General features: G+C 71.6%; 28 protein-coding genes. 15 read left to right on the top strand and 13 right to left on the bottom strand.

Features of this window, described 5'->3' with window-relative positions; genetic code table 11:
- Positions 1–48 precede the first annotated feature (48 nt).
- The 5 genes from CG740_RS23575 to argC are packed head-to-tail and all read right to left on the bottom strand — an operon-like array spanning position 49 to position 4,894.
- The gene (locus tag CG740_RS23575) at positions 49–591 is read right to left on the bottom strand and encodes an arginine repressor (protein ID WP_100577228.1); all 543 of its coding nucleotides are present in this window, start codon (positions 589–591) and stop codon (positions 49–51) included.
- A 7-nt stretch (positions 592–598) separates the two neighbouring features.
- Entirely contained in the window at positions 599–1,756 is a 1,158-nt protein-coding gene (locus CG740_RS23570) for an acetylornithine transaminase (protein ID WP_234376463.1), read from the bottom strand.
- Between the two features lie 35 nt (positions 1,757–1,791).
- A complete protein-coding gene (argB, locus tag CG740_RS23565; protein WP_100577226.1) occupies positions 1,792–2,712 on the bottom strand; it encodes an acetylglutamate kinase in 921 nt (306 codons plus the stop codon).
- On the bottom strand, positions 2,709–3,866 hold the full coding sequence (argJ, locus tag CG740_RS23560; protein WP_100577225.1) for a bifunctional glutamate N-acetyltransferase/amino-acid acetyltransferase ArgJ: 1,158 nt from the start codon (positions 3,864–3,866) through the stop codon (positions 2,709–2,711). The genes argB and argJ overlap by 4 nt, the downstream gene beginning before the upstream one ends.
- A complete protein-coding gene (gene argC / locus CG740_RS23555) occupies positions 3,863–4,894 on the bottom strand; it encodes an N-acetyl-gamma-glutamyl-phosphate reductase (protein ID WP_100577224.1) in 1,032 nt (343 codons plus the stop codon). The genes argJ and argC overlap by 4 nt, the downstream gene beginning before the upstream one ends.
- 152 nt (positions 4,895–5,046) lie before the next feature.
- On the opposite strand from argC, the gene CG740_RS23550 reads away from it, so the two are divergent.
- From CG740_RS23550 to CG740_RS23540, 3 genes are all read left to right on the top strand, one after another.
- Positions 5,047–5,652 (top strand): dihydrofolate reductase family protein, encoded by a 606-nt coding sequence (locus CG740_RS23550; protein ID WP_100577223.1) that lies wholly within the window; start codon positions 5,047–5,049, stop codon positions 5,650–5,652.
- Between the two features lie 96 nt (positions 5,653–5,748).
- Positions 5,749–6,693 (top strand): RNA polymerase sigma factor SigJ, encoded by a 945-nt coding sequence (gene sigJ, locus CG740_RS23545; RefSeq protein WP_100577222.1) that lies wholly within the window; start codon positions 5,749–5,751, stop codon positions 6,691–6,693.
- 91 nt (positions 6,694–6,784) lie between these two features.
- Positions 6,785–8,020, top strand: coding sequence for an NAD(P)/FAD-dependent oxidoreductase (locus CG740_RS23540; RefSeq protein WP_100577221.1), 1,236 nt, complete (start codon positions 6,785–6,787; stop codon positions 8,018–8,020).
- A gap of 20 nt (positions 8,021–8,040) precedes the next feature.
- On the opposite strand, the gene CG740_RS23535 is transcribed toward CG740_RS23540, so the two are convergent.
- A complete protein-coding gene (locus CG740_RS23535; protein WP_234376444.1) occupies positions 8,041–9,288 on the bottom strand; it encodes an RNA polymerase sigma factor in 1,248 nt (415 codons plus the stop codon).
- Entirely contained in the window at positions 9,285–9,650 is a 366-nt protein-coding gene (locus tag CG740_RS23530) for a YciI family protein (protein ID WP_100577219.1), read from the bottom strand. Before CG740_RS23530 ends, CG740_RS23535 begins: the two co-directional genes overlap by 4 nt.
- A gap of 180 nt (positions 9,651–9,830) precedes the next feature.
- Between CG740_RS23530 and CG740_RS23525 the strand changes: the two genes are divergently transcribed.
- Positions 9,831–10,388, top strand: a complete 558-nt coding sequence (locus CG740_RS23525; protein ID WP_100577218.1) for a sugar O-acetyltransferase — start codon at positions 9,831–9,833, stop codon at positions 10,386–10,388.
- A 40-nt stretch (positions 10,389–10,428) separates the two neighbouring features.
- Here the strand turns inward: CG740_RS23525 and CG740_RS23520 are convergent, their stop codons facing one another.
- Both CG740_RS23520 and CG740_RS23515 read right to left on the bottom strand, forming a co-directional pair.
- Positions 10,429–10,860 carry a GNAT family N-acetyltransferase gene (locus CG740_RS23520; protein WP_100577217.1) on the bottom strand — a complete coding sequence of 144 codons (432 nt, stop codon included), beginning with the start codon at positions 10,858–10,860 and terminating at the stop codon, positions 10,429–10,431.
- 31 nt (positions 10,861–10,891) lie between these two features.
- Positions 10,892–12,331, bottom strand: coding sequence for an aminotransferase-like domain-containing protein (locus tag CG740_RS23515; RefSeq protein ID WP_100577216.1), 1,440 nt, complete (start codon positions 12,329–12,331; stop codon positions 10,892–10,894).
- Positions 12,332–12,668: 337 nt separating this feature from the next.
- Between CG740_RS23515 and CG740_RS23510 the strand changes: the two genes are divergently transcribed.
- On the top strand, positions 12,669–13,523 hold the full coding sequence (locus CG740_RS23510) for a DMT family transporter (RefSeq protein ID WP_234376462.1): 855 nt from the start codon (positions 12,669–12,671) through the stop codon (positions 13,521–13,523).
- Positions 13,524–13,616: 93 nt separating this feature from the next.
- On the opposite strand, the gene CG740_RS23505 is transcribed toward CG740_RS23510, so the two are convergent.
- Positions 13,617–14,876 (bottom strand): glycoside hydrolase family 10 protein, encoded by a 1,260-nt coding sequence (locus CG740_RS23505; RefSeq protein WP_100577215.1) that lies wholly within the window; start codon positions 14,874–14,876, stop codon positions 13,617–13,619.
- 169 nt (positions 14,877–15,045) lie between these two features.
- Here CG740_RS23505 and CG740_RS23500 point away from each other — a divergent pair, with 169 nt between their 5' ends.
- Positions 15,046–15,906, top strand: coding sequence for a 3-hydroxybutyryl-CoA dehydrogenase (locus tag CG740_RS23500; RefSeq protein ID WP_100577214.1), 861 nt, complete (start codon positions 15,046–15,048; stop codon positions 15,904–15,906).
- A 127-nt stretch (positions 15,907–16,033) separates the two neighbouring features.
- Here CG740_RS23500 and CG740_RS23495 read toward each other — a convergent pair whose 3' ends face one another.
- The 3 genes from CG740_RS23495 to CG740_RS39860 all read right to left on the bottom strand — a co-directional run bounded on the left by CG740_RS23495 (position 16,034) and on the right by CG740_RS39860 (position 18,484).
- Positions 16,034–17,281 (bottom strand): site-specific integrase, encoded by a 1,248-nt coding sequence (locus CG740_RS23495; RefSeq protein WP_100577213.1) that lies wholly within the window; start codon positions 17,279–17,281, stop codon positions 16,034–16,036.
- On the bottom strand, positions 17,251–17,703 hold the full coding sequence (locus CG740_RS23490) for an ImmA/IrrE family metallo-endopeptidase (protein ID WP_100577212.1): 453 nt from the start codon (positions 17,701–17,703) through the stop codon (positions 17,251–17,253). The genes CG740_RS23495 and CG740_RS23490 overlap by 31 nt, the downstream gene beginning before the upstream one ends.
- 217 nt (positions 17,704–17,920) lie before the next feature.
- Positions 17,921–18,484 carry a helix-turn-helix domain-containing protein gene (locus CG740_RS39860; protein ID WP_159030398.1) on the bottom strand — a complete coding sequence of 188 codons (564 nt, stop codon included), beginning with the start codon at positions 18,482–18,484 and terminating at the stop codon, positions 17,921–17,923.
- A 177-nt stretch (positions 18,485–18,661) separates the two neighbouring features.
- On the opposite strand from CG740_RS39860, the gene CG740_RS41950 reads away from it, so the two are divergent.
- The 9 genes from CG740_RS41950 (at position 18,662) to CG740_RS23445 (ending at position 21,382) form a co-directional block, all read left to right on the top strand.
- Complete coding sequence (locus tag CG740_RS41950) at positions 18,662–18,913, top strand: helix-turn-helix domain-containing protein (RefSeq protein WP_100577210.1); 252 nt, start codon at positions 18,662–18,664, stop codon at positions 18,911–18,913.
- On the top strand, positions 18,906–19,154 hold the full coding sequence (locus tag CG740_RS23475; RefSeq protein WP_234376443.1) for a helix-turn-helix transcriptional regulator: 249 nt from the start codon (positions 18,906–18,908) through the stop codon (positions 19,152–19,154). Before CG740_RS41950 ends, CG740_RS23475 begins: the two co-directional genes overlap by 8 nt.
- Before the next feature lie 140 nt (positions 19,155–19,294).
- Complete coding sequence (locus CG740_RS23470) at positions 19,295–19,654, top strand: hypothetical protein (protein ID WP_100577208.1); 360 nt, start codon at positions 19,295–19,297, stop codon at positions 19,652–19,654.
- Positions 19,651–20,238: a hypothetical protein gene (locus tag CG740_RS23465; protein ID WP_100577207.1), complete on the top strand. Its 588-nt coding sequence runs from the start codon at positions 19,651–19,653 to the stop codon at positions 20,236–20,238. Before CG740_RS23470 ends, CG740_RS23465 begins: the two co-directional genes overlap by 4 nt.
- Positions 20,235–20,447 carry a hypothetical protein gene (locus CG740_RS23460; RefSeq protein ID WP_100577206.1) on the top strand — a complete coding sequence of 71 codons (213 nt, stop codon included), beginning with the start codon at positions 20,235–20,237 and terminating at the stop codon, positions 20,445–20,447. The genes CG740_RS23465 and CG740_RS23460 overlap by 4 nt, the downstream gene beginning before the upstream one ends.
- The gene (locus tag CG740_RS23455; protein WP_100577205.1) at positions 20,444–20,665 is read left to right on the top strand and encodes a hypothetical protein; all 222 of its coding nucleotides are present in this window, start codon (positions 20,444–20,446) and stop codon (positions 20,663–20,665) included. Before CG740_RS23460 ends, CG740_RS23455 begins: the two co-directional genes overlap by 4 nt.
- Positions 20,665–20,841: a hypothetical protein gene (locus CG740_RS39855; RefSeq protein WP_159030397.1), complete on the top strand. Its 177-nt coding sequence runs from the start codon at positions 20,665–20,667 to the stop codon at positions 20,839–20,841. Before CG740_RS23455 ends, CG740_RS39855 begins: the two co-directional genes overlap by 1 nt.
- Positions 20,838–21,077, top strand: coding sequence for a hypothetical protein (locus CG740_RS23450; RefSeq protein WP_100577204.1), 240 nt, complete (start codon positions 20,838–20,840; stop codon positions 21,075–21,077). Before CG740_RS39855 ends, CG740_RS23450 begins: the two co-directional genes overlap by 4 nt.
- Positions 21,074–21,382 (top strand): helix-turn-helix domain-containing protein, encoded by a 309-nt coding sequence (locus CG740_RS23445; RefSeq protein WP_199846547.1) that lies wholly within the window; start codon positions 21,074–21,076, stop codon positions 21,380–21,382. The genes CG740_RS23450 and CG740_RS23445 overlap by 4 nt, the downstream gene beginning before the upstream one ends.
- Positions 21,383–21,462: the final 80 nt, after the last annotated feature.

Raw genomic sequence — 21,462 nt, 5'->3', positions numbered from 1 at the left:
CGTGACCACAGCGCCGCACAGTTGGGGCCGTGGCCCCCAACTCCTCAGTCAGCGATGGTCGTTCTGGGCCAGCCGCAGCAGATGGTCGGCCAGCGCCTGGCCGCCCGACGGGTCGCGGCTGATCAGCATCAAGGTGTCGTCCCCCGCGATCGTGCCGAGGATGTCGTGCAGTTCGGCCTGGTCGATGGCCGAGGCGAGGAACTGGGCGGCGCCGGGCGGCGTGCGCAGGACCACCAGGTTGGCGGAGGCCTCAGCGGAGATGAGGAGTTCCGCGGACAGCCTGCGCATCCGCTCCTCCTTCGCCGACTCGCCGAGCGGCGCCTTCGGCGTGCGGAAGCCGCCCTCGCTGGGTACCGCGTAGATCAGCTCGCCGCCGGTGTTGCGGATCTTCACCGCGCCCAGCTCGTCGAGGTCGCGGGAGAGCGTCGCCTGGGTGACGCTCAGCCCGTCGTCCGCGAGGAGCTTGGCGAGCTGGCTCTGGGACCGCACCGGCTGCCGGTTGAGGATGTCCACGATCCGGCGGTGGCGGGCGGTGCGGGTCTGCGGTACGGCGGGGCCGCCCGGGTCGAAGTCCTGCGCCTCGTCGGTCATCGTCGTCTCATTCTCCGGATCGTCCGTCCCCGTTGACTGTGCCGAGGACGCCGGGCAGTGCCCGGAGGAACGCGTCCACCTCCGCGTCACCGATGATGAGCGGCGGCATGAGCCGTACGACATCGGGGGCGGGCGCGTTGACCAGGAAGCCGGCGTCCTGAGCCGCCTGCTGCACCTGGGGTGCGAGGGGCTCGTTGAGCACGATACCCAGCAGCAGCCCCGCACCACGGACATGGGAGACCAGCGGGTGCCCGAGCGCCTCGATTCCGGCGCGCAGCTTCTCGCCCGTCGACTTGACCCGGTCGAGCGCGCCGTCGGCGGCCAGCACGGCGAGCACGGCGAGTCCGGCGGCGCAGGCGACCGGGTTCCCGCCGAAGGTGGTGCCGTGCATCCCGGGCTTCAACAGCTCGGCCGCCGCGCCGAAGGCGACCGTCGCGCCGAGCGGAAGACCGCCGCCGAGGCCCTTCGCCAGCGTGACGATGTCGGGTTCGACGCCCTCGTGCTGCTGGTACTCGAACCAGCTGCCGGTCCGCCCGATGCCGGTCTGCACCTCGTCCAGGACGAGCAGCGTGCCGGTGGCGCGGGTGATCTCGCGGGCCGCCTCCAGGTATCCCGGCGGCGGGACGACGACACCGATCTCGCCCTGGATGGGCTCGATGACGACGAGGGCGGTCTCCTCGGTGACGGCCGCCCGCAGCGCCTCGACGTCCCCGAACGGTACGTGGGTGACCTCGCCGGGCAGCGGCAGGAACGGCGTCCGCTTGCCCTCCTGGCCGGTGAGGGCGAGCGCGCCCATCGTCCGGCCGTGGAAGCCGCCGTCGGTGGCGACCATGTGGGTGCGCCCGGTGAGGCGGCCGATCTTGAAGGCGGCCTCGTTGGCCTCGGCGCCGGAGTTGCAGAAGAACACCCGGCCGGGCCGGCCGAAGAGCTGGACCAGCCGTTCGGCGAGCGCCACCGGCGGCTCCGCCACGAACAGGTTCGAGACATGGCCGAGCGAGGCGATCTGCCGGGACACGGCCTGCACGACGGCCGGGTGGGCGTGGCCGAGCGCGTTGACCGCGATGCCGCCGACGAAGTCGGTGTAGGCGGTGCCGTCCGCGTCCCACACGGTCGCGCCCGCGCCGCGCACCAACGACAGCCCGGGCGTGCCGTAGTTGTCCGTCATGACCTGCTGCCAGCGCTGTGCGAGCTCCTGGTTGGTCACCGCGCTCCCCCTTGTCCATCGCTTACGTGCGGTCCGTCGGGCACGACCATGGTGCCGATGCCTTCGTCGGTGAAGATTTCCAGCAGGATCGAGTGCGGGACCCGTCCGTCGATCACGCGCGCGGTGTTGACCCCGTTGCGCACGGCGAACAGGCAGCCCTCCATCTTGGGGACCATGCCGCTGGAGAGCTCGGGCAGCAGCGTCTCCAGCTGACTCGCCGTCAGTCGGCTGATCACGTCGTCGCTGTTGGGCCAGTCCTCGTACAGCCCCTCGACGTCGGTCAGGACCATCAGGGTCTCGGCGCCCAGCGCAGCCGCAAGTGCCGCAGCCGCCGTATCAGCATTGACGTTGTAGACATGTCCGTCGTCCTGGGAGCGGGCGATCGAGGAGATGACCGGGATCCGGCCGTCGTCCAGGAGTGCCTCGATGGCGCCCGGATCGATCGCGGTGATCTGGCCGACCCGGCCGATGTCTACCAGCTCGCCGTCGATCTCCGGGCGGTGCTGGGTGGCGGTGATGGTGTGCGCGTCCTCGCCGGTCATGCCGACGGCGAGCGGTCCGTGCTGGTTGAGCAGCCCGACGAGTTCGCGCTGCACCTGCCCGGCGAGCACCATGCGGACGACGTCCATGGCCTCGGGGGTGGTCACCCGAAGGCCCGCCTTGAACTCGCTGACCAGGCCGTGCCTGTCGAGCTGCTTGCTGATCTGCGGTCCGCCGCCGTGCACGACGACGGGCTTGAGCCCGGACTGCCGCAGGAACACCACGTCCTGGGCGAACGCGGCCTTCAGACCCTCGTCGACCATGGCGTTGCCGCCGAACTTGATGACGACGGTCTTGCCGTGGTGCCGGGTCAGCCAGGGCAGCGCCTCGATGAGGATCTGCGCCTTGGGCAGGGCGGTGTGCTTGCGCGTGCTCATGAGCTGTACGCGCTGTTCTCGTGGACGTACTCGGCGGTGAGGTCGTTGGCCCAGATGACGACGGGCCCTGCGGTGCCGGCCGCGAGGTCGGCGGTGATCCTGACCTCCCGGTAGCGCATGTCGACGAGGTCGCGGTCCTCGCCGACGGAGCCGTTCTTGCAGACCCAGACGTCGTTGATGGCGACGTTGAGGCGGTCCGGGTCGAAGGCGGCCTGCGTGGTGCCGATGGCGGACAGGACCCGGCCCCAGTTGGGGTCCTCGCCGTGGATGGCGCACTTGAGGAGGTTGTTGCGGGCGATGGAGCGTCCGACCTCGACGGCGTCGTCCTCGCTCGCGGCGTTCACGACCTCGATGCGGATGTCCTTGGAGGCGCCCTCCGCGTCCCCGATGAGCTGGCGGGCCAGGTCGTCGCAGACGGCCCGGACGGCCTCGGCGAACTCCCCGTATTCCGGTGCCGTTTGAGCAGCGCCGGAAGCGAGGAGCAGCACGGTGTCGTTGGTGGACATGCAGCCGTCGGAGTCGACCCGGTCGAAGGTCTGCCGCGTCGCGTCGCGCAGCGCCCGGTCCAGGGTGGCGGCGTCGAGGTCCGCGTCGGTGGTGAGCACGACGAGCATGGTGGCGAGACCCGGGGCGAGCATCCCGGCCCCCTTGGCCATGCCGCCCACGGTCCAGCCGTCCCGGGTGACCACGCTGGTCTTGTGCACGGTGTCGGTGGTCTTGATGGCGATGGCGGCCTTCTCGCCGCCGTGCGGGGAGAGTTCGGCGGCCGCGCGCTCGATGCCCGGAAGCAGCTTGTCCATCGGCAGGGTCACCCCGATCAGGCCGGTGGACGCCACGGCGACCTCGCCCGCGCTGTGCCCTTCGAGCACCTCGGCGGCCTTCTCGGCCGTGGCGTGGGTGTCCTGGAAGCCCTGGGGGCCCGTACAGGCGTTGGCGCCACCGGAGTTGAGGACCACGGCGCTCACCTCGCCGCCCTTGAGGACCTGCTCGGACCACAGGACCGGCGCGGCCTTGACGCGGTTGGAGGTGAAGACGCCCGCGGCGGCGCGGCGGGGCCCGGTGTTGACCACGAGGGCCAGGTCCGGGTTGCCGTTCTGCTTGATCCCGGCGGCGATGCCCGCCGCCGTGAATCCCTTGGCTGCCGTCACGCTCACGGCGCAACTCCCATCGTGGAAAGGCCCGTCGACTCGTCGAGTCCGAGGGCGATGTTCATGCTCTGCACCGCGCCGCCGGCGGTGCCCTTGGTGAGGTTGTCGATGGCACTGACGGCGATGACGCGCTGCGCGCTCTCGTCGTAGGCCACCTGTACGTGAACGGAGTTGGACCCGTACACGGAGGCGGTGGCCGGCCACTGCCCGGCGGGGAGCAGATGGACGAACGGCTCGTCCGCGAAGGCCTTCTCGTACGCGGCCCGCACGCTCTCGGCGCTCACACCGGCCTTCGCCCTGGCGGAGCAGGTGGCGAGGATGCCGCGGGACATCGGCGCGAGGGTGGGCGTGAAGGACACGGTGACGTCCTCGCCGGCCACGGCGCTCAGGTTCTGGATCATCTCGGGGGTGTGCCGGTGCCCGCCGCCGACGCCGTACGGCGACATCGAGCCCATCACCTCGCTGCCCAGCAGATGCGGCTTGAGCGCCTTGCCCGCGCCGGAGGTGCCGGTGGCGGCGACGATCACGGCGTCCGGCTCGACGAGTCCGTCCCGGTACGCGGGGAAGAGTGCGAGGGAGACGGCCGTCGGGTAGCAGCCCGGCACGGCGATCCGCCGCGTCGACTCCAACGCGGCGCGCGCGCCCGGCAGTTCGGGCAGCCCGTAGGGCCAGGACCCGGCGTGCGCCGAGCCGTAGAACTTCTCCCAGTCAGCGGCGTCACGCAGCCGGAAGTCGGCGCCCAGGTCGACGACCAGCACGTCGTCGCCGAGCTGCTCGGCGACGGCCGCGGACTGCCCGTGCGGCAGCGCGAGAAAGACGACGTCGTGCCCCGCGAGCACCTCGGCCGTGGTGGCCCGAAGAACCCGCCCGGCCAGCGGGACAAGATGCGGCTGAAGCGCCCCGAGCGGCTGTCCGGCGTTGGAGTTCGCGGTCAGCGCCCCGACCTCGACCCCCGGGTGCCCGAGCAGCAGACGCAGCAATTCGCCGCCCGCATACCCACTGGCCCCCGCCACTGCCGCACGTACCGCTGCCATCGTTCCTCCTCGGTGATGGCATGACTATACGCAGGCATGCAGTTTTATGCAAAGAGTTCTCCGGCCCGACCGATGAGTTCGCGGCACCCGACCGATGAGTTCGCGGCTCCCGGCCGGTCCAAGCTCGTGACACCCAAGGAAGGGACACCACCATGTCGGAGCTTCTCGTCGACTTCATCACCTCCCTCGACGGCTACGCCTCAGGAGAGGGGTGGCCCGGATTCTGGGGCCTCGAAGGCCCGGAGTACTTCGCATGGCTCGGCGAGCAGCCCCCGGCCACCTACCTGATGGGAGCGAACACCTACCGCCTGATGTCGGGCTTCGCCGCGGGCGAGGTCCCCGAGGGCCAGGACGAGTTCAGGCCCGAGGAGGAGGCGTCCGTCGACGAGCTGACGCGAGCTTCCAAGGTGGTGTTCTCCTCCTCCCTCACGGAGCCACTGACCTGGGCCAACTCCACGCTCGTCCGCGACGACGCCGTCGAGGCGGTCCGTGCGATGAAGGCGAGCGGCTCGGGGCTCCTCACCACGATCGGCAGCCTCAGCCTCTGCCGGTCCCTGCTACGAGCCGGACTCGTCGACCGCTTCCGGGTCGTCATGTTCCCGGTGATCACCGGGGCCACGGGTGAGGAACGCATCTACGACGGCTATCCGGATGTCGCCCTCCAGATGATCGGGCACCGGACCTTCGACGGCCGTACCCAGCTGGTCGAGTACACGCCCCGCGTGCTCGACCACCCGCCGCTCGTCACCCCTGCGTGACGACGCCCCGCCGCGAGGGCTCGGCCGCGGGCCCGGAGCTTCGCCGAGGGGCCCGCGCCGGGCTCCCGGCCGCGGCCGGGAGCTAATATCCGGGCCATGGCGCTGACCGTGAACGACGTGGACCGGTTCGAGGCCGCCCGGCCCCGGCTCCAGGCCATCGGCTACCGGATGCTCGGGTCCGCGAGCGAGGCCGAGGACATGGTGCAGGAGACGTTCCTGCGCTGGCAGGCGTCCGACGTGGAACGCATCGAGGTGCCCGAGGCCTGGCTGACCAAGGTGCTGACCCGGCTCTGCCTCAACCAGCTGACCTCGGCCCGGGCCCGCCGCGAGACCTACGTGGGCCAGTGGCTGCCCGAGCCGCTGCTCGACGGGGATCCGATGCTCGGCCCCGCCGACACGGCCGAACAGCGCGAATCGGTGTCGTACGCGGTGCTCACCCTGCTGGAGCGGCTCTCCCCCAACGAGCGGGCGGTGTACGTCCTGCGCGAGGCGTTCGGGTACGCGCACCGGGAGATCGCCGAGATGCTCGACCTCACCGAGGCCGCCAGTCAGCAGATCCTCCACCGGGCCAAGAAGCACGTGTCCGCGGGCACCGCCCGGACCGAGATCGACGCGGCCGCGGCGCGGCGGGTGGTCGAGGAGTTCCTGGCCGCCGCGGCCAGCGGACGGACCGAGCCGCTGGTGCGGCTGCTCACCGCGGACGTCACCGCGATCGGCGACGGCGGCGGCAAGGTCCCGGCGCGGACCCGTGCCTTCGAGGGGGCGCTCGCGGTCGCTACGTTCATGCGGGGCCTGTTCAAGCCCGGCAAGGCCAAGCGCGCCCTGGTGGGCGGCTCGGCCGAGATCCACGCCGCGAACGCCAACGGGGCGCCCGCCGTCGTGGCCGTCGTGGACGGCCGGGTCGTCGGCGTCATGTCCCTGGAGATCGGCGCCGACGGCATCGTGGCGTTCCGCAGCCAGGGCAACCCCGACAAGCTGGAACGCGCGACCCGGCAGTGGGCGGCCATCGAGCACGGAGAGCCGCTGCTCCACGCCTTCTGACTTCTGTGACCCGCTTCACATCCCGTGCCTGTCAGGAAACGGCGGGCCGCTCGGTTCAAGGGGCGACACCGCGCGAGACAGGAGCAGGGATATGCAGCACCGCATCATCGTCCTCGGAGCCGGATACGCCGGAGCGATCGCCGCCGGACGGCTCGCCAGGCGCTTGTACCGCGACGACGTCGCCGTCACCCTCGTCAACGCCGAGCCCGACTTCGTCGAGCGCGTCCGGCTGCATCAGCTCGCCACCGGTCAGGGCCTCAGGCCCCGCCCGCTGAGCGAGATGTTCGCGGGCACCGGCGTCGAGGTGCGGCTCGCCGAGGTCACTGGCGTCGACGTCGACCGGAAGACCGTCGGCGTCGTGGCTGCGCACGGCATCGACACCGACGGCGCGGCCGAGGACCTCCCGTACGACACCCTCGTGTACGCCCTCGGCAGCGGCTGGAGTGACCACGGCGTCCCCGGCGCGGCCGAGCACGCCCATGAGATCGCCGGGCGCGCCGGGGCGCTGCGGCTGCGCGACCGGCTCGCGCGCCTCGGCGCCGGGCAGCCGGTGGTCGTGGTCGGCGGCGGCCTCACCGGCCTGGAGGCGGCCACCGAGATCGCCGAGGCCCGCCCGGACCTCGATGTCGCCCTCGTCGCCCGCGGCGGCCTCGGCGACTGGCTCTCGCCCAGGGGCCGGGCCCATCTGCGCAAGGTCTTCGCCACCCTCGGCATCACCGTCCACGAGCACGCGGCCGTCACGGGCGTCACGGCCGACCACGTCACCACCGCCGACGGCAGCACTATCCCGTCCGCGGCCACCGTGTGGACGACCGGCTTCGCCGTCCACGCCATCCCCGGGGCGTCCGCCCTGGAGACCGGCGCCGACGGCCGGATCGCGGTCGACGCGACCATGCGCTCGCTCTCGCACCCCGATGTGTACGCCGTCGGTGACGCGGCGGTGACGACGGGCGCCGGCGGCAAGCCGCTGCGGATGTCGTGCGCGTCCGGCACCCCCATGGCCTGGCAGGCCGCCGACGCGATCGCGGCCCGGCTGACCGGCGGAAAGCTCCCGGACGTGCCGTTGCGCTACGTCAACCAGTGCGTCTCGCTGGGCCGCAGGGAGGGCCTGATCCAGTACGTGACCGCCGACGACCGGGCCGTGCGCGGGGTGCTGACCGGGCGGTTCGCCGCCCTGTACAAGGAGGTGGTCTGCAAGGGCGCGGCCTGGGCCGTCGCCAACCCGCTGCTGGGGATGCCGGCCCGGCGCCGCCATGTGGTGGCGCGGACGGCCGGGGCGGCCCGCACGGCGGACTCGGCGGGCGCGGCAGCCAAGGCCTCGGCCTGAGCGCGGCGGGAGCCGGCCCCCTATGCGGCCCTCAGCTCCGCCAGCCTCCGCTCCAGGAAGGCCCGCTCCGCGGCGTTGTCCGTCCGGGCCAGCGCCTCCTCGTAGGCGCGCGCCGCCTCCTCGCACCGGCCGAGCCTGCGCAGCAGGTCCGCCCGGGTGGCGTGCAGGAGGTGGTAGGCCGGGAGGTCGAGCGCGTCGACGAGGGCGAGGGCCGTGGCCGGGCCCTCGGTCTCGGCCACGGCGATCGCCCGGTTGAGGGCCACGACCGGTGTCGGCGCGAGGGCGAGCAGCTGGTCGTACAGCTGCCGGATCTGGTGCCAGTCCGTCCCGCCCGCCGTCGCGGCGTCGCTGTGCACGGCGTTGATCGCGGCCAGGATCTGGTACGGACCCGGCCGGCCGCCGCGCAGACAGCGACGCACCAACTCCTGCCCCTGTGCGATGAGTTCGGGGTCCCAGCGGGTGCGGTCCTGGTCCGCGAGGAGGACCAGTTCGCCCGCCGGGCCGGTCCTCGCGGCCCGGCGCGACGCGGTGAGCAGCATCAGCGCGAGGAGCCCGAGCGGCTCCGGCTCGTCCGGCATCAGCTCGACCAGCAGCCCGCCGAGCCGCAGGGCCTCCGCGCACAGGTCGTCGCGGACGAGCCGGTCACCCGAACGGGCCGCGTACCCCTCGTTGAAGATCAGGTAGACGACGGCGAGCACCGCGCGGAGCCGGTCCGGGAGTTCCGCCTCCTGCGGGATCCGGTAGGGGATGCGGGCCTCGCGGATCTTGCCCTTGGCCCGCACCAGACGCTGGGCCATCGTCGGTTCGGGCACCAGGAAGGCCCGGGCGATCTCGGCGGTGCTCAGGCCGCCCAACAGCCGCAGGGTCAGGGCGACTTGGGCGGTGGGGGCGAGCGAGGGATGGCAGCAGGTGAAGACCAGGCGGAGCCGGTCGTCGTGCACGGGGCCCTCCTCGGCGGGCTTGTCGCTCGCGTACAGGCGCTCGCGCCGGGCGGCCTCGGCCTGCCGGTCCGCGCGGGTCGACTCCCGACGCAGCCGGTCCACGGCCCGGTTGCGGGCGGTGGTGATGATCCAGCCGGCCGGGCTCGGCGGCGGCCCGTCGGCGGGCCAGCGCACCAGCGCGGTCGCGAACGCGTCCTGCACGGCCTCCTCGGCGAGGTCGATGTCCCCGAGCACCCGGACCAGTACGGCGACCGCCCGGCCGTACTCGGCGCGAAAGACCCGCTCGACCTCGTCGTTCCCCGGTGCGCCCGGCCCCGTCCCGCTCACTCCTGGACTTCGCCGTAGAAGGGCCGCACCTCGATGGGCAGCGTCGTCGCGAGCACCGCCCTGCGGCCCCATTCCAGGGCCGCGTCCAGGTCGGGCGCCTTCACGATGCACAGGCCGCCGAGGTACTCCTTGCTCTCGATGTACGGCCCGTCGGTGGTGAGCACATCGCCGTTCTTCTCGCGCAGCACCGTGGCCGTGGACGGTGCCGCGAGGCCCCCGGCGAAGACCCAGGCCCCGGCGTCCTTGAGCTCCTGGTGGAAGGCCTGGAGGTTTCCGGTGATCCTGGCCATCTCGTCGGCGTTCGGCGGGGTCCCCTCGCTCGGCGTGACTACGCTGAGCAGGTAGTGCAGGGCGTTCGTCATGGCGTTCTCCTCGGACGGTGGCGGCCCCGGCGGGGCGGCCCTCACCATCTATACGAACGGGAACCGGCCGGATCGACACGGATCGCGGCCGCGCGCCGACGTTTTTCCGTCGCGCCCGGCGCCGGATGGCGTACGGTCTGGGCGACCGTGCGGTGGGGCGGCAGAGCCGGAAGGACGTCCATGGGTGAGAACAAGCGTCTGATGCTGGCCGGCGAGTGGTACCTGCCCGACGACCCGGAGCTGCGCGCCGACACCGAGCGCCGCGTCCGGCTGTGCGCGGCCTACGACGCGGCCGTGACGGCCCCGGCCGCCGAGCGGCACGCGATCCTCGCCGAGCTGCTCGGCAAGGTCGACGCGTCCGTCCACGTGCGGGCACCGTTCCGGTGCGACTTCGGCTACAACATCAGCATCGGCCCGGGGACGTTCGTGAACTTCGGGGCGGTCTTCCTCGACACCGGCGCCATCACCGTCGGAGCCGATGTCCAGATCGGTCCGAACGTCCAACTGCTCACGCCCAGCCACGAGTTGGATGCCGAGCGGCGGCGGGCCGGGTGGGAGAGGGCGCTCCCCGTGACCATCGGGGACAATGTGTGGCTGGGCGGCGGGGTGATCGTCTGCCCGGGCGTGGACATCGGCGCGAACACGGTGGTGGGCGCGGGTGCGGTCGTCACCCGGGACCTGCCCACGGGCGTGCTCGCGGTCGGCAACCCGGCCCGGGTCGTCCGCGAGCTGACCTGAGCCGGGGCCGCGGCGCGGGCCTACTGCACGCGGCGCGGGCCTACTGCACGCCGAGGGCCATCCACTTGTCCGCGGTCTCCAGGGTGCGGAAGCCGATCTTCTCGTAGACCCCGTGGGCGTCCGCGGTGGCGAGCAGGATCCTGCGCAGCCCGGCCGGCGCCAAGTGGTCCCGTACGGCGGTGACGAGGGCCGTGCCGAGACCCTCGCCGCGCACGGCGGGGTCCACGTACACATCGCAGAGCCAGGCGAAGGTGGCGTGGTCGGTGACGATCCGCGCATACGCCACCTGCTCGCCCGAACCGGCTTCGTAGGCACCGAAGTTGAGGGAGCCGGCGATGGCGGCGTCCTGCTTCTCGCGGGTGCGGCCGAGCGCCCAGTAGGTGTCCGTGGAGAGCCAGTGGTGGACCCGGGCGGCGTCGAGGCGGCCGGGATCGCTGGAAATCGTGTAGTCGCGGAAGATCACTTCACTCATGCCGGGAGCCTCGCAGGCGGCGGGCCGGTTGTCAGTAACCCAGCACACTGTCCAGGGCGGTGCGCAGCCTGCGCACCGCCTCGGAGATCTCCGCACCGCCGGTCACGCCGGCGAAGCTGAGGCGCAGATGCCCGGCCGGGGGCTCGGCGCTGAAGTAGGGGCGCCCCGGGGCGACGGCGACGCCCGCGCGCAGCGCGGCGGACACGACGGCGGTCTCCGACGCGCCGTCGGGCAGCCGGAGCCAGAGGTGGTAGCCGCCGGACGGGACGTGCGGCAGGGCGAGTTCGGGGAGCCCGTGCAGCACGGCGGCCGCGAGGGACTGCCGGCGCGCGGTCAACTCGGCCGAAACGGCGCGCAGATGACGGCCCCAGGCCGGGGAGCCGACGAGTTCGAGGGCGGTCTCCTGGAGCGGACGCGGCACGAAGAACGAGTCGACGACCTGGATGGCACGCAGGCGTTCCAGGACCGGCCCGCGGGCGGCGAGCGCGCCGACGCGCAGGCTCGGCGAGGTCGCCTTGGTGAGCGACGAGACGTGCACGACGACGCCGTCGGGGTCGTCGGCGGCGAGCGGGGCGGGCAGGGGGCCCGCGTCCTGGTGGGCGAGCCTGCGGGCGAAGTCGTCCTCGACGACGAACGCGCCGTGGGCGTGCGCGATGCGGACCACTTCGCGGCCCCGGTCCGGGGACAGCAGGGCGCCGGTCGGGTTCTGGAAGAGCGGCTGGCAGATCAGGACGCGGGCGCCGGTGGCGGCGAAGGCGCGGGAGAGGAGCTCGGGGCGGATGCCGTCGGGGTCGACCGGGACGGGGACGGGCCGCAGGCCCGAGGCCCGGGCGATGGCGAGCAGGCCGGGGTAGGTGGGTGACTCGACGAGCACGGGTGCCCCGGGCGCGGCGAGCGCGCGCAGGGCGGTGGTCAGGGCGGTCTGGCCGCCCGCGGTGATCAGGACGTCGGCGGCGGCGACCGCGCCGCCCACTTCGCGGGCGAACCAGGCGCGCAGTTCGGTGAGCCCGTCGACGGGCGGCCGGCTCCACACGCCGGGGCGGCGGCCGGCCCGGCCGAGCGCGGCGGCCATGGCCCGCTCGGGCTGGAGGCCGGCGTCGAGGTAGCCGCCGCTGAGGTCGATGACGCCGGTCGCCGGGATGCCGAGGGTGGCCAGGACTCCGCTCGCGTCGACGGCACGCGGGGCGGGCTCGGTGGCCCCGTCGGCGCTGAGTGCGACCTCCTGCCAGGAGGTGTCGCCGGCGCGCGGGGTGACCGGGCGCGGCTCCGCCCGGTAGGCACCGGCACCGGGCCGGGTGACCACGAGCCCCTCGGCGACGAGCTGGGCGAGCGCGCGCGAGACCGTCACCGGGGACACCCGGTACCGCTCGACGAGCACCCGGCTCGACGGCAACTTCCCACCCACCGAGTAGCGGTTGAGCTCACTCCGCAGGGATTCCGCCAGTTCAACCACGCTGCTACGCTCGTGCATGACAGCACAGGATAGCGCTACTCCCCTCGGCCCGATAGCGGTCGGCGCGGCCGACGGCACCGGACCCGGATCCACCGCGGTCGGGGGCGACCCGGCCGGCCGACCCACCACCGGCACCGCCGCGGGCGGCAGGCGCAGCCGGCCCAAAGCCGCCGGACCCGGCCGGACCACTGCGGGCGCCGACCCGACCGGCATCGGCCGCCGCACCGGCACCGGCCTCGGCCGTACCGGGCCCGGTACGGACGGCACCGCCGGGGATGTCGGCGCAAGGCCCGGGACCGGCACCGTCGGGGTCCGGGCCGCCGGGCCGGGCGCCACCCCCGCCGCCCCCGCCCCCCTGCCCCGCGGAGCCCTGCTCGCCGCGCTCGGGGTCGTGTCCTTCTCGCTCACCTTCCCCGGCACCGCCTGGGGACTTGAGAGCTTCGGGCCCTGGTCGCTCGTGTGCCTGCGGATCGTGCTGTCCGCGCTGATCGCGGGTGCACTGCTGGCCGGGCGGCGGGTGCCGCTGCCCGCGCGGGCGCACTGGGCCGGGCTCGCCGTGGTCGCGGGTGGTTCCCTCGTCGGGTTCCCGCTGCTCACCACGCTCGCCCTGGAGACCTCGACGACCTCGCACGCCGCCGTGGTGATCGGGCTGCTTCCGCTGGCCACGGCGGCCCTCGGCGCGGTACGCACCGGGCGCCGCCCCTCCCCCGCGTTCTGGGCGGCCTCGCTCGCCGGGGCCGCCGTGGTCGCCGTCTTCACCGTGCAGCAGAGCGGCGGGGCGCTGTCCTCGGGCGATGTCTATCTGTTCGCGGCGCTGCTCGTCTGCGCCGCCGCGTATGTCGAGGGCGGCCGGCTCGCCGCGCTGATGCCGGGCTGGCAGGTGGTCGCCTGGTCGCTGGTCCTGTGCCTGCCGCTCGCCCTGGCCGGCGCCGCGGTGGCGCTGGTCCACGAGCCCTGGCGGCTCACCGGGCACGGCGTGGCCGGCCTGCTGTGGCTGGCCGCCGGGTCCAACTGCTTCGGCCTGTACGTCTGGTACCGGGGGCTCGCCGCGGTCGGCGTGCCGAGGGCCAGCCAGCTCCAGCTCGCCCAGCCGCTGCTCACCCTCTTCTGGTCGGTGCTGCTGCTCGGCGAGCACCTCTCGCCGGCCGCTCCGCTCGCCGCGGCCGGGGTCCTGGTGTGCATCGCGGTGACCCAGCGGGCCCGGTCCTGAGAGACCGCGCTTCCGGCCCGTTCGGCGGGCCCGGGCCGTTCGGCGCTTCCGGCCCGTTCGGCGGACGCAGCCCGTTCAGGGGACCGAGCCCATTCAGCGGGCCCGGCCCGGGTAGTGGTCGGCGACGACGCGGGCCATGGCCCCGATGCGGTCCTCGGCCACCTCCTTCGCGGCGAAGAAGCAGTGCCCGCGCACCGAGGGGTGGCGCGCCGCCAGGGTCAGATGGCGGGACAGCTCGGCCGGGTCCTGCCAGGCGGCGGGCTGCGCCGGATCCCCCGCCTTGTACAGGGCCTCGCCGATGTACAGGTCCACGCCGGTGCCCCGGGCGACCTCGTCCCACCAGGGCACCAGGACCGCGTAGTCGGCGGCGGCGAAGCCGATGTTCCAGTACAGCTGCGGACAGATGTAGTCGAGGATGCCCTCGCGGACCCAGGCACGCGTGTCGGCGTGCAGGTCGTCATAGGTCTGGACGCCGGCCGTGGTCGCCGAGCCCCGCGGGTCGCTCGACCTGTTGCGCCACACCCCGAACGGGCTGATGCCGAACCGGAGTCGGGGCCGGATCCGCTTGATCCGGGCGCCGGTCTCGCGCACCAGAAGGTCGATGTTGTGCCGCCGCCAGGCATCGCGGTCGGGGAAGCCGGACCCGTACCGCACGTACGCCGCGTCGTCGTCGAAGCTCTGGCCCGCCACCGGGTACGGGTAGAAGTAGTCGTCCCAGTGCACGCCGTCGACGGCGTAGCGGCGCACCGCGTCCAGCATCGCGTCCTCGACGAACCGGCGGACCTCGGGCAGCCCCGGGTTGTAGTAGAGCTTCCCGCCGTAGGGGACGACCCAGTCGGGGTGCAGCCGCGCCGGGTGGGTGGGCGCCAGACGCGACAGGTCGGTGTCGTTGGCGACCCGGTACGGGTTGAACCAGGCGTGCAGCTCCAGGCCGCGCCGGTGCGCCTCGCGCACGGCGGTGCCCAGTGGGTCCCAGCCGGGATCCCGGCCCTGCGTCCCGGTGAGCCACTGCGACCAGGGCTCGTAGGGGGACGGCCACAGCGCGTCGGCGGTCGGGCGGACCTGGAGGACCACCGCGTTCAGCCGCCGCTCGACGGCCTTGTCGAGATGGGCCAGCAGCTCGGTGCGCTGGGCGTCGGCGGTCAGGCCCGGCCGCGAGGGCCAGTCCCGGTTGGCGACGGTGGCCAGCCACACTCCGCGGAACTCGCGCCGGGGCCGCCTGCCCGCCACCTCCCGCACCGCCCGCTCCAGCGTCCCGTCCCGGTCGGCGGCCGCCGCGCCGCCCGCCGTGATCAGGCCGCTGACGGCCCCCGCCGTGCCCGCCACAAAGCTCCTGCGCGTGATTCGCCCCACGTCACACCCCTCGCTCGGATCCCATCGGCCCAGGTGTACCGGACAGCATGCCCGCCCCGGCCCCACTGGCACACGCGCGTCCGGAGTAACGTCAGGGGCCGAAGGCGGGCGCCGGAATCACACGGGGGACCCGCCGGGGACGGCAGTAGAGCGAAGCGAAAGGCACGATGTGACCGACATCGAACGCGTCGGAATTGTGGGCTGTGGCCAGATGGGCGCGGGCATCGCGGAGGTGTGCGCCCGCAGCGGCCTGGACGTCATGGTCGCCGAGACCACCGGCGAGGCCCTGGAGATCGGCCGGACCCGGCTGCACAACTCCCTCTCGAAGGCCGCGGAGCGCGGCAAGATCACCGAGGAGGAGCGCGACGCGACGCTCGGCCGGCTCAGCTTCACCACCGACCTGGGCGAGTTCGCCGACCGCGACCTCGTGATCGAGGCCGTCGTGGAGAACGAGCAGGTCAAGACCGAGATCTTCCAGGTGCTCGACCAGGTGGTGACCCGCCCGGACGCGATCTTGGCGTCCAACACCTCCTCGATCCCGCTGGTCAAGCTCGCGGTCGCCACCTCGCGGCCCGACCAGGTCATCGGCATCCACTTCTTCAACCCGGCCCCGGTGCAGAAGCTGGTCGAGCTGATCCCCGCGCTCACCACGTCCGAGGGCACCATCAGCCGCGCCCAGGTCCTGGTCGAGAAGGTCCTCGGCAAGCACGCGATCCGCGCCCAGGACCGCTCGGGGTTCGTGGTCAACGCGCTGCTCATCCCGTATCTGCTCTCGGCGATCCGGATGTTCGAGTCGGGCATCGCCAGCCGTGAGGACATCGACAACGGCATGGAGCTGGGCTGCGCCCACCCGATGGGCCCGCTGAAGCTGTCCGACCTCATCGGCCTGGACACCGTGGCCTCCGTCGCGGACTCGATGTACGACGAGTTCAAGGAGCCCCTGTACGCCGCTCCCCCGCTGCTCCAGCGGATGGTCGACGCCGGGCGCCTCGGCCGCAAGACCGGGTCCGGTTTCTACTCCTACGCCTGACCTGCTGAAACGCAAGATTCCCGGGTCTCGCCGACTCTCCCGCAGGCACAACAAAGGGCCGCCAGTCACGAGTTGACTGGCGGCCCAAACAAGATCCAGAACAAGCCCAGGGAGTTCTCAGGGAGTTTCAGCGGGTGCTCGCCTGCAACCAGGCGTCAATCGCGGTCCGCCCCCGCTGCCCCCGGTCAGGCATGAAGTGCGCGTAAATCCGGAAGGTCGTCTCTGGCGAGGCGTGACCCATCCAGTGTGACAGCGACACCGGATCCTCACCAGCCTGCAACTGAACACTCGCGTAGGTGTGGCGGAAGCGGTGATGCATCCTCTCCCGCGACGGCTCCCAGCCCCAGCCCTCCTTGCCATCCTCGCTCCGCGGCGCCAGAAGGCCGGCGGACACGAGGGCAGGCTTCATGTTCTTGTTGTTGTAGACGCTCGGGTTGATCCGATTCCCATAGGCCGTCGTGACCAACAGGCCGACCGATGCTTCTTTTCGCCCGTCGTTCCCAGGCCCCTGCCACGGCAGGGTGACGGTGACCGGCGGGTACTTCTCCGCGTGGGCCTTGATCGCCTTGAGCAGCCCGGCGGAGAGAGGGATGTTCCGCTCCTTCTTGCCCTTAGGCAGCTTGAAATAGGGGCGGGAGGAGTTCTCCCACAGCAGCTGGCGCCGCAGCGTGATCAGCATCCGGCTCTCGTCGATGTCGTCCAAACTGAACCCGATCACCTCAGCCTGCCTCAGGCCTGCGCCCATGCCAAGGTCGGCGACGACCTGGTACCGGTCGGCCAGGCCGTTGCGGATCGCCAGCACCTCCTCTGGCAACCAGGCGCGCGCCTTGGTTTCTCCGGCCTTCGGCGGCCTAGTCTCGGAGCCGGCCTCCCTGCACGGATTCTTCGCGATCCGCGATCCGGTGGCCGACTTGAAGATGGAGCTGAGGTGATTCCAGATCACCTCGATCGTGTAGGCCTCCAACCCACGCGCGCGCAGCTCCTTCTGCCAATTGACCAGCTGCCTGTCCCCGATGACATTCATCGGCTGGCGCCCAAGAGCGGTACCGATGACGTGCCGCCAGATCTTCGATTTCATCGTGATGGCCGTTCCGGCGGGGTCACTGCGTGTCGGCCACCACTCGTTCTCGATGTAGTCGCCGAGCAGGATGGCCCCGTCGCGGTCGTCGACAAACTCCTTGCGCTTGCTGTCGATGATCGCCTTGGCTTTCCAGATCTTCGCCTCTTCGAGCACGTCGAACGACCTGGAGCGCACCCCAGGGATACCGGATACCTTGTAGCGCTTGCACTTACCCCACAGCGCGGTGCGCTCCCGCTTCCCCGTGACGGGGTCCTTGCGCTTGTTCAGCCAGCGATCTTCAATGTAGCCCGCCATGGCCAGCCCTCCCCCTTGAGGTCGCTCAATCGCACCTGCAAGAGGCGCTCCGTCACGTCGAGTTCGGCCGCTGCCGCGAAGAGGTCCGGCGCCCACTGCGCCACCTGCGCCAGGTCCGAGATGGCTACGAGTTTACGGGCGGCTTCGATGTCGGCGCGGCGCTCTTGGCGCACAGTTCTCAACGTGCCGTCGCAGCCAGCATCGTGGGCGAGGACGTGCTCCAACTCGTGGGCGAGCACACAGCGTTCCTGCACGCGGCTGAGGCCGGCAGCTACGACGACGCAGCGCTTCTCTTCGGACCACGCCCCCCACGTGTCGCGCAACCAGGCCCTCTGTACGGGGATCCCCAGGCCTTCCAGGATTTCGGCGGGCGCGTAGCGCGTCCCCATCTCAGCGATTCGCAGCACCGGCGACATAGTCATGCGCCCCCCATGGGAGTCGGTACGTGTGGGAAGCGCGCCGTGTGGGCTCTATGTCTACCCGAGCAACGGGGGGTAGAGGAAGGAAACGATAAGAAATCTTTCAACTTCCTTCGTGTCGCGCCGTATCGGGGCAGCGACAAGCGCGGCGACGCCTTGCTGGCGTCGCCGCGGCTTCTTGTTGGACAGGCAGGGGGCGCAGAAGGTTGCGCTTCCCCTACTACCGGCTGCGATCCATCGCGCGGGCGATCCGGTCGGCATCATCGGCGGGGACGCCCTCGCCGACCGCATGCGGTCGGTACGCGGCCAGCCCGTAGGCGGAACCCGGAGCCACGCCAGCCCCTGCCGGAATGGACTGCAACAGCCTCTGCGCCATCTCATCGAACTCGTCCCGCAGGACGGGGTCGCCGCCGCCGGACACGGCGGCGCGGCTGAACTCGTAGACGGACGGCAGGAGTTCGAGCGCCATCTCCCGAGGCCCTGGCGCCGCACCGGCTCCAGGATTGTGTGATCCGAGCACCTGGTGCGGGTCTTCGCCCGCGAGGATCCGGTCGACCCAGCCCGGCCGCCAGTCGAGAGCTGCGGCGGCAGGTTCAAGAGAAGGGGGCTTGGTGCCGCGACGGGGGACGACTCCCGTCTCCAGGCTGCCGATGCTGCGGGTCGTGATCTTCCCGCCCCGGTCGATGACGCGTTGAGCGAGTTCTCCCCTGGTCAGCCCTTGTCGTTCGCGGTCACTCCTGAGGGCCTTGCCGAGGGTCTCCCACGCCGTGGGGTCGTGGTTCATGGCCTGTCTCCGCCCAGTCTCCGCATGCAACAGGAAGCAACGTCAGGAAACAACCTACCAACCAGTCGCTAGGCGGCACAGACAGGATCAGGCCTCGGACCTGCTCTTTCTCATTTTTTCCACTCCTTTCTGTCGAAGACCTTGTGATCTTGCACTTACTTTCCTAATCTTTCCACTGTGCAAGCGCGAGGCAGAACCATCCGGCGCAGGCGCGAAGAGTGCGGATTCAACCTGACGGCCTTTGCCCACCTGGTTGGGATCTCCCCCTCGTACCTCTCCCGGATCGAAAACGAGAAGTCCAGACCCGGCCCTGACGTGCTCAAACGCATAGCGCTGGCCCTGCAAAGCGCACCAGACGTCAGGGACGCGATCGCCAAGATCGCCCGACATGAAACAGAGGGAAGTGATGACGATTCACCCGGTGGATGAGTCCCCCCACCTCACCGTCCCGCAGCTCGCGAAGCGGTGGCACACGACCAGCCAGGCCATCTACCTGCTCCGCCACCGCGGCAAGGCCCCCAGGGGCTTCAAGAGCGGCCGGAACGTGCTGTTTCCGCTGGCTCTGGTCGAGAAGTTCGAGGCCGAGCGCCTCGCCAACGACAAGCCATCGACGCGCATGCCCCTCGCGGCCGGCCTCCCCGTAGAGGCCTCCACCCCCAACGCCGCCTAGGCGGCCATGCGGGCCGGCCGCCGGTAACTGCCAGGCCACCGGCAGACGGCCCTTCGAGATCCACCCCTCCACCGCAATGCACTGCGAGAGAGAGCGAGAAGCTCGTGAACCCATCATCTCCCACAACAGCCCTAACTCCTATGGACGACCGCACCCGATACATCGACGGCCTGCGTGAGCTGGCCGCGTGGCTGGAGGAGAACCCGGACGTCGAGGCCCCGGTTGGTCTCCGGGTCCTGCTCCCCTTGACCACGAACGGTGCAGTCGAGGAGTTCGCCGCCAAGCTCGGTCAGACCGTCGACTACGACGACGAGGGCAATGCGTCCACGACGCGCGAGTTCGGTCCGCTCCAGCACCACGCCTATGGCTACGTCGACTTCGCCGCCAGCTGTGACGCTCTGGACGAGCGTTCGGCTCGCCGGTGGGCCGCGCGGCAGGGTCTGGAGATCCGCGAAGCCGAGCCGTCGATGACCGCCTCCACGACGGGAGGCATGTCGTGAAGTGCGGTGAGCCGCAGCCCGGCAGCAGCTACGCGACGTGCGACAAGGATCTCCGCCACTCCGGGGATCACCGGTACCTGAACCAGTCCTGGCCGCGCCCGGTCCCGGCCCGGCCGGACTGGGACGTGAATGAACTGCTGGACTCGACGGTCCCGCGCAACTGCTGGGACTACACCGAGCGCAGCTTCCCGATCGTCGTCACCGAGACGGTCACGCGGGTGATCTGGGTCGACGCCGAGGACGAAGACCAAGCGCTCGGTCGCTACGCCGACGACTGGTCGGACATCCCTCTCAGGGACGCCGAGACCCTCGTGTCCGACCTCGAACTGCGGCGCCCGGAGAACTGGGAGCGCAAGGAGGCCTTCGCCTCCCGGGGGCACGGCAGCAAGATCGGCCCGCAGATCGCCTGCCCCGACTGCCGTCGGCTCGCCTTCAGGCGCGCGTGGTCTCACGACCCGATGCGGAAGTGCCACGGCCCTATCGAGTGGCGCGAGACGCAGGCATCTCTCCCAGCGTGGCGTTGGCGCCGCAAGTACCAGGAGACGCCCGTCTTCAACGCGGCCCGCCAGGCGGTGGCGTCATGACCACTCCCACGAACCCGATCGAGCGCCTGGACGTGCCGCTGGCGGACGTCGAGCGCCAGATCGCGGAGATCTCCGCACACGCTCACGCCGCCGTGCCCGTGCCGGACGGCCGACTGGCCGAGCAGTGGCACCAGTTCCTCGACATCGACCCCGACCTGCGGGGCCGCGACTACACCCGCACCGAGCGCACCCGTGGAGGGGCGTCATGAAGCAGACCCGCGTCATCCACACGACGATCTTTCTCGATGGCCTCCCCGAGGACCTGAGGCTCGACGGCGCTATTGAGAGCGACCTCGTCCTCCGTCTCAGTGGCGCCGCCACGCTGCACCTCACCGAGACTCGCCCCGACACGCTGCGGCGCGCCGCTGAACTCCTCGCCGTCGCCGCCGACATGCAGGAGTGCCAGTCGCTGAAGGCGGTGGCGTGATGGACATCCGCATGGTCCGCGCCGAGGACGTCGAAGAGGCCGAACTGGCCGCCGTCGACGAGGAGTTCCACGACTACTACGGGCCCGAGCGGTTCTGGCAGCCGTGGATGCGCGAGACGTACCTGGACGCGATCCAGAAGGTCCACGAGCAGTACGCCGGGCAGGTGGCAGCATGAGCGCCTTCACCATCGCCGAAGCCCGGTCCCGGAAGTCGCAGAACCCGGCCGCGTTCATGGCGAACTTCATCAAGGGCCGCGCCTGCGCAGAGGCCGGCGACGAGCCGCGACTGGACGGCAAGACCGCCGCGCAGATCGCCGGGCTGATCGAGGGTCTCGCTTCGTGGCGGGCACAGACCGCGAAGCCCCGCGACTACATGGGCCACGCCAGCAAGCGTCGGGCGGTGACCTCATGACGCTGCTCGTGTCCTCCGCAGTGGTCTCTGTATTGCGCGCGATGCGCCACGAGCAAGGCGTCTCCGCTCAGCTCTTGGCGGACCGCATGACCGAACTGGGCTACCCGACGAAGCGGTCGGCGCTCGCCAACGTGGAGTCAGGCCGCCGTAAGGAGATCTCCGTCGACTACTTGGTCGCGGCCGCCGAGGCGTTGAACACCGATCTCCTCACCGTGCTCGTGCGCTGCCAGCTCGTGGCCTGCCCGGCCTGCAAGGGCAGCCCGCCCGGAGGCTTCACCTGCAACTCGTGCGGAGCCGCCTCGTGAGCCCGAGCCTTCGCATCGTGGCCGTCCTCGCGGCCCTCGACCTCGCCGCATCCACCGCCGCCCTGATCTGGGCATGCCGA

Origin of the sequence: Streptomyces sp. CB01201 (assembly GCF_002803085.1) — a bacterium.
GTDB lineage: Bacteria > Actinomycetota > Actinomycetes > Streptomycetales > Streptomycetaceae > Streptomyces > Streptomyces hundungensis.
The sequence above is the reverse complement of the archived record's forward strand: the minus strand, read 5'-3'. Positions and strand labels throughout refer to the sequence as shown.

What these genes read in the sequence shown, in the direction of transcription:
- CG740_RS39860 (WP_159030398.1), bottom strand. Translation starts at nt 18,484, where the DNA reads ATGAACCACGACCCCACGGCGTGGGAGACCCTCGGCAAGGCCCTCAGG.
- sigJ (WP_100577222.1), top strand. Translation starts at nt 5,749, where the DNA reads ATGGCGCTGACCGTGAACGACGTGGACCGGTTCGAGGCCGCCCGGCCC.
- CG740_RS23450 (WP_100577204.1), top strand. Translation starts at nt 20,838, where the DNA reads ATGAGCGCCTTCACCATCGCCGAAGCCCGGTCCCGGAAGTCGCAGAAC.
- CG740_RS23445 (WP_199846547.1), top strand. Translation starts at nt 21,074, where the DNA reads ATGACGCTGCTCGTGTCCTCCGCAGTGGTCTCTGTATTGCGCGCGATG.
- CG740_RS39855 (WP_159030397.1), top strand. Translation starts at nt 20,665, where the DNA reads ATGGACATCCGCATGGTCCGCGCCGAGGACGTCGAAGAGGCCGAACTG.
- CG740_RS23575 (WP_100577228.1), bottom strand. Translation starts at nt 591, where the DNA reads ATGACCGACGAGGCGCAGGACTTCGACCCGGGCGGCCCCGCCGTACCG.
- CG740_RS23490 (WP_100577212.1), bottom strand. Translation starts at nt 17,703, where the DNA reads ATGACTATGTCGCCGGTGCTGCGAATCGCTGAGATGGGGACGCGCTAC.
- argB (WP_100577226.1), bottom strand. Translation starts at nt 2,712, where the DNA reads ATGAGCACGCGCAAGCACACCGCCCTGCCCAAGGCGCAGATCCTCATC.
- argC (WP_100577224.1), bottom strand. Translation starts at nt 4,894, where the DNA reads ATGGCAGCGGTACGTGCGGCAGTGGCGGGGGCCAGTGGGTATGCGGGC.
- CG740_RS23530 (WP_100577219.1), bottom strand. Translation starts at nt 9,650, where the DNA reads ATGACGAACGCCCTGCACTACCTGCTCAGCGTAGTCACGCCGAGCGAG.
- CG740_RS23470 (WP_100577208.1), top strand. Translation starts at nt 19,295, where the DNA reads ATGGACGACCGCACCCGATACATCGACGGCCTGCGTGAGCTGGCCGCG.
- CG740_RS23515 (WP_100577216.1), bottom strand. Translation starts at nt 12,331, where the DNA reads ATGCACGAGCGTAGCAGCGTGGTTGAACTGGCGGAATCCCTGCGGAGT.
- CG740_RS23460 (WP_100577206.1), top strand. Translation starts at nt 20,235, where the DNA reads ATGACCACTCCCACGAACCCGATCGAGCGCCTGGACGTGCCGCTGGCG.
- CG740_RS23495 (WP_100577213.1), bottom strand. Translation starts at nt 17,281, where the DNA reads ATGGCGGGCTACATTGAAGATCGCTGGCTGAACAAGCGCAAGGACCCC.
- CG740_RS23525 (WP_100577218.1), top strand. Translation starts at nt 9,831, where the DNA reads ATGGGTGAGAACAAGCGTCTGATGCTGGCCGGCGAGTGGTACCTGCCC.
- CG740_RS23455 (WP_100577205.1), top strand. Translation starts at nt 20,444, where the DNA reads ATGAAGCAGACCCGCGTCATCCACACGACGATCTTTCTCGATGGCCTC.
- CG740_RS23550 (WP_100577223.1), top strand. Translation starts at nt 5,047, where the DNA reads ATGTCGGAGCTTCTCGTCGACTTCATCACCTCCCTCGACGGCTACGCC.
- CG740_RS23540 (WP_100577221.1), top strand. Translation starts at nt 6,785, where the DNA reads ATGCAGCACCGCATCATCGTCCTCGGAGCCGGATACGCCGGAGCGATC.
- CG740_RS23570 (WP_234376463.1), bottom strand. Translation starts at nt 1,756, where the DNA reads ATGACGGACAACTACGGCACGCCCGGGCTGTCGTTGGTGCGCGGCGCG.
- CG740_RS23520 (WP_100577217.1), bottom strand. Translation starts at nt 10,860, where the DNA reads ATGAGTGAAGTGATCTTCCGCGACTACACGATTTCCAGCGATCCCGGC.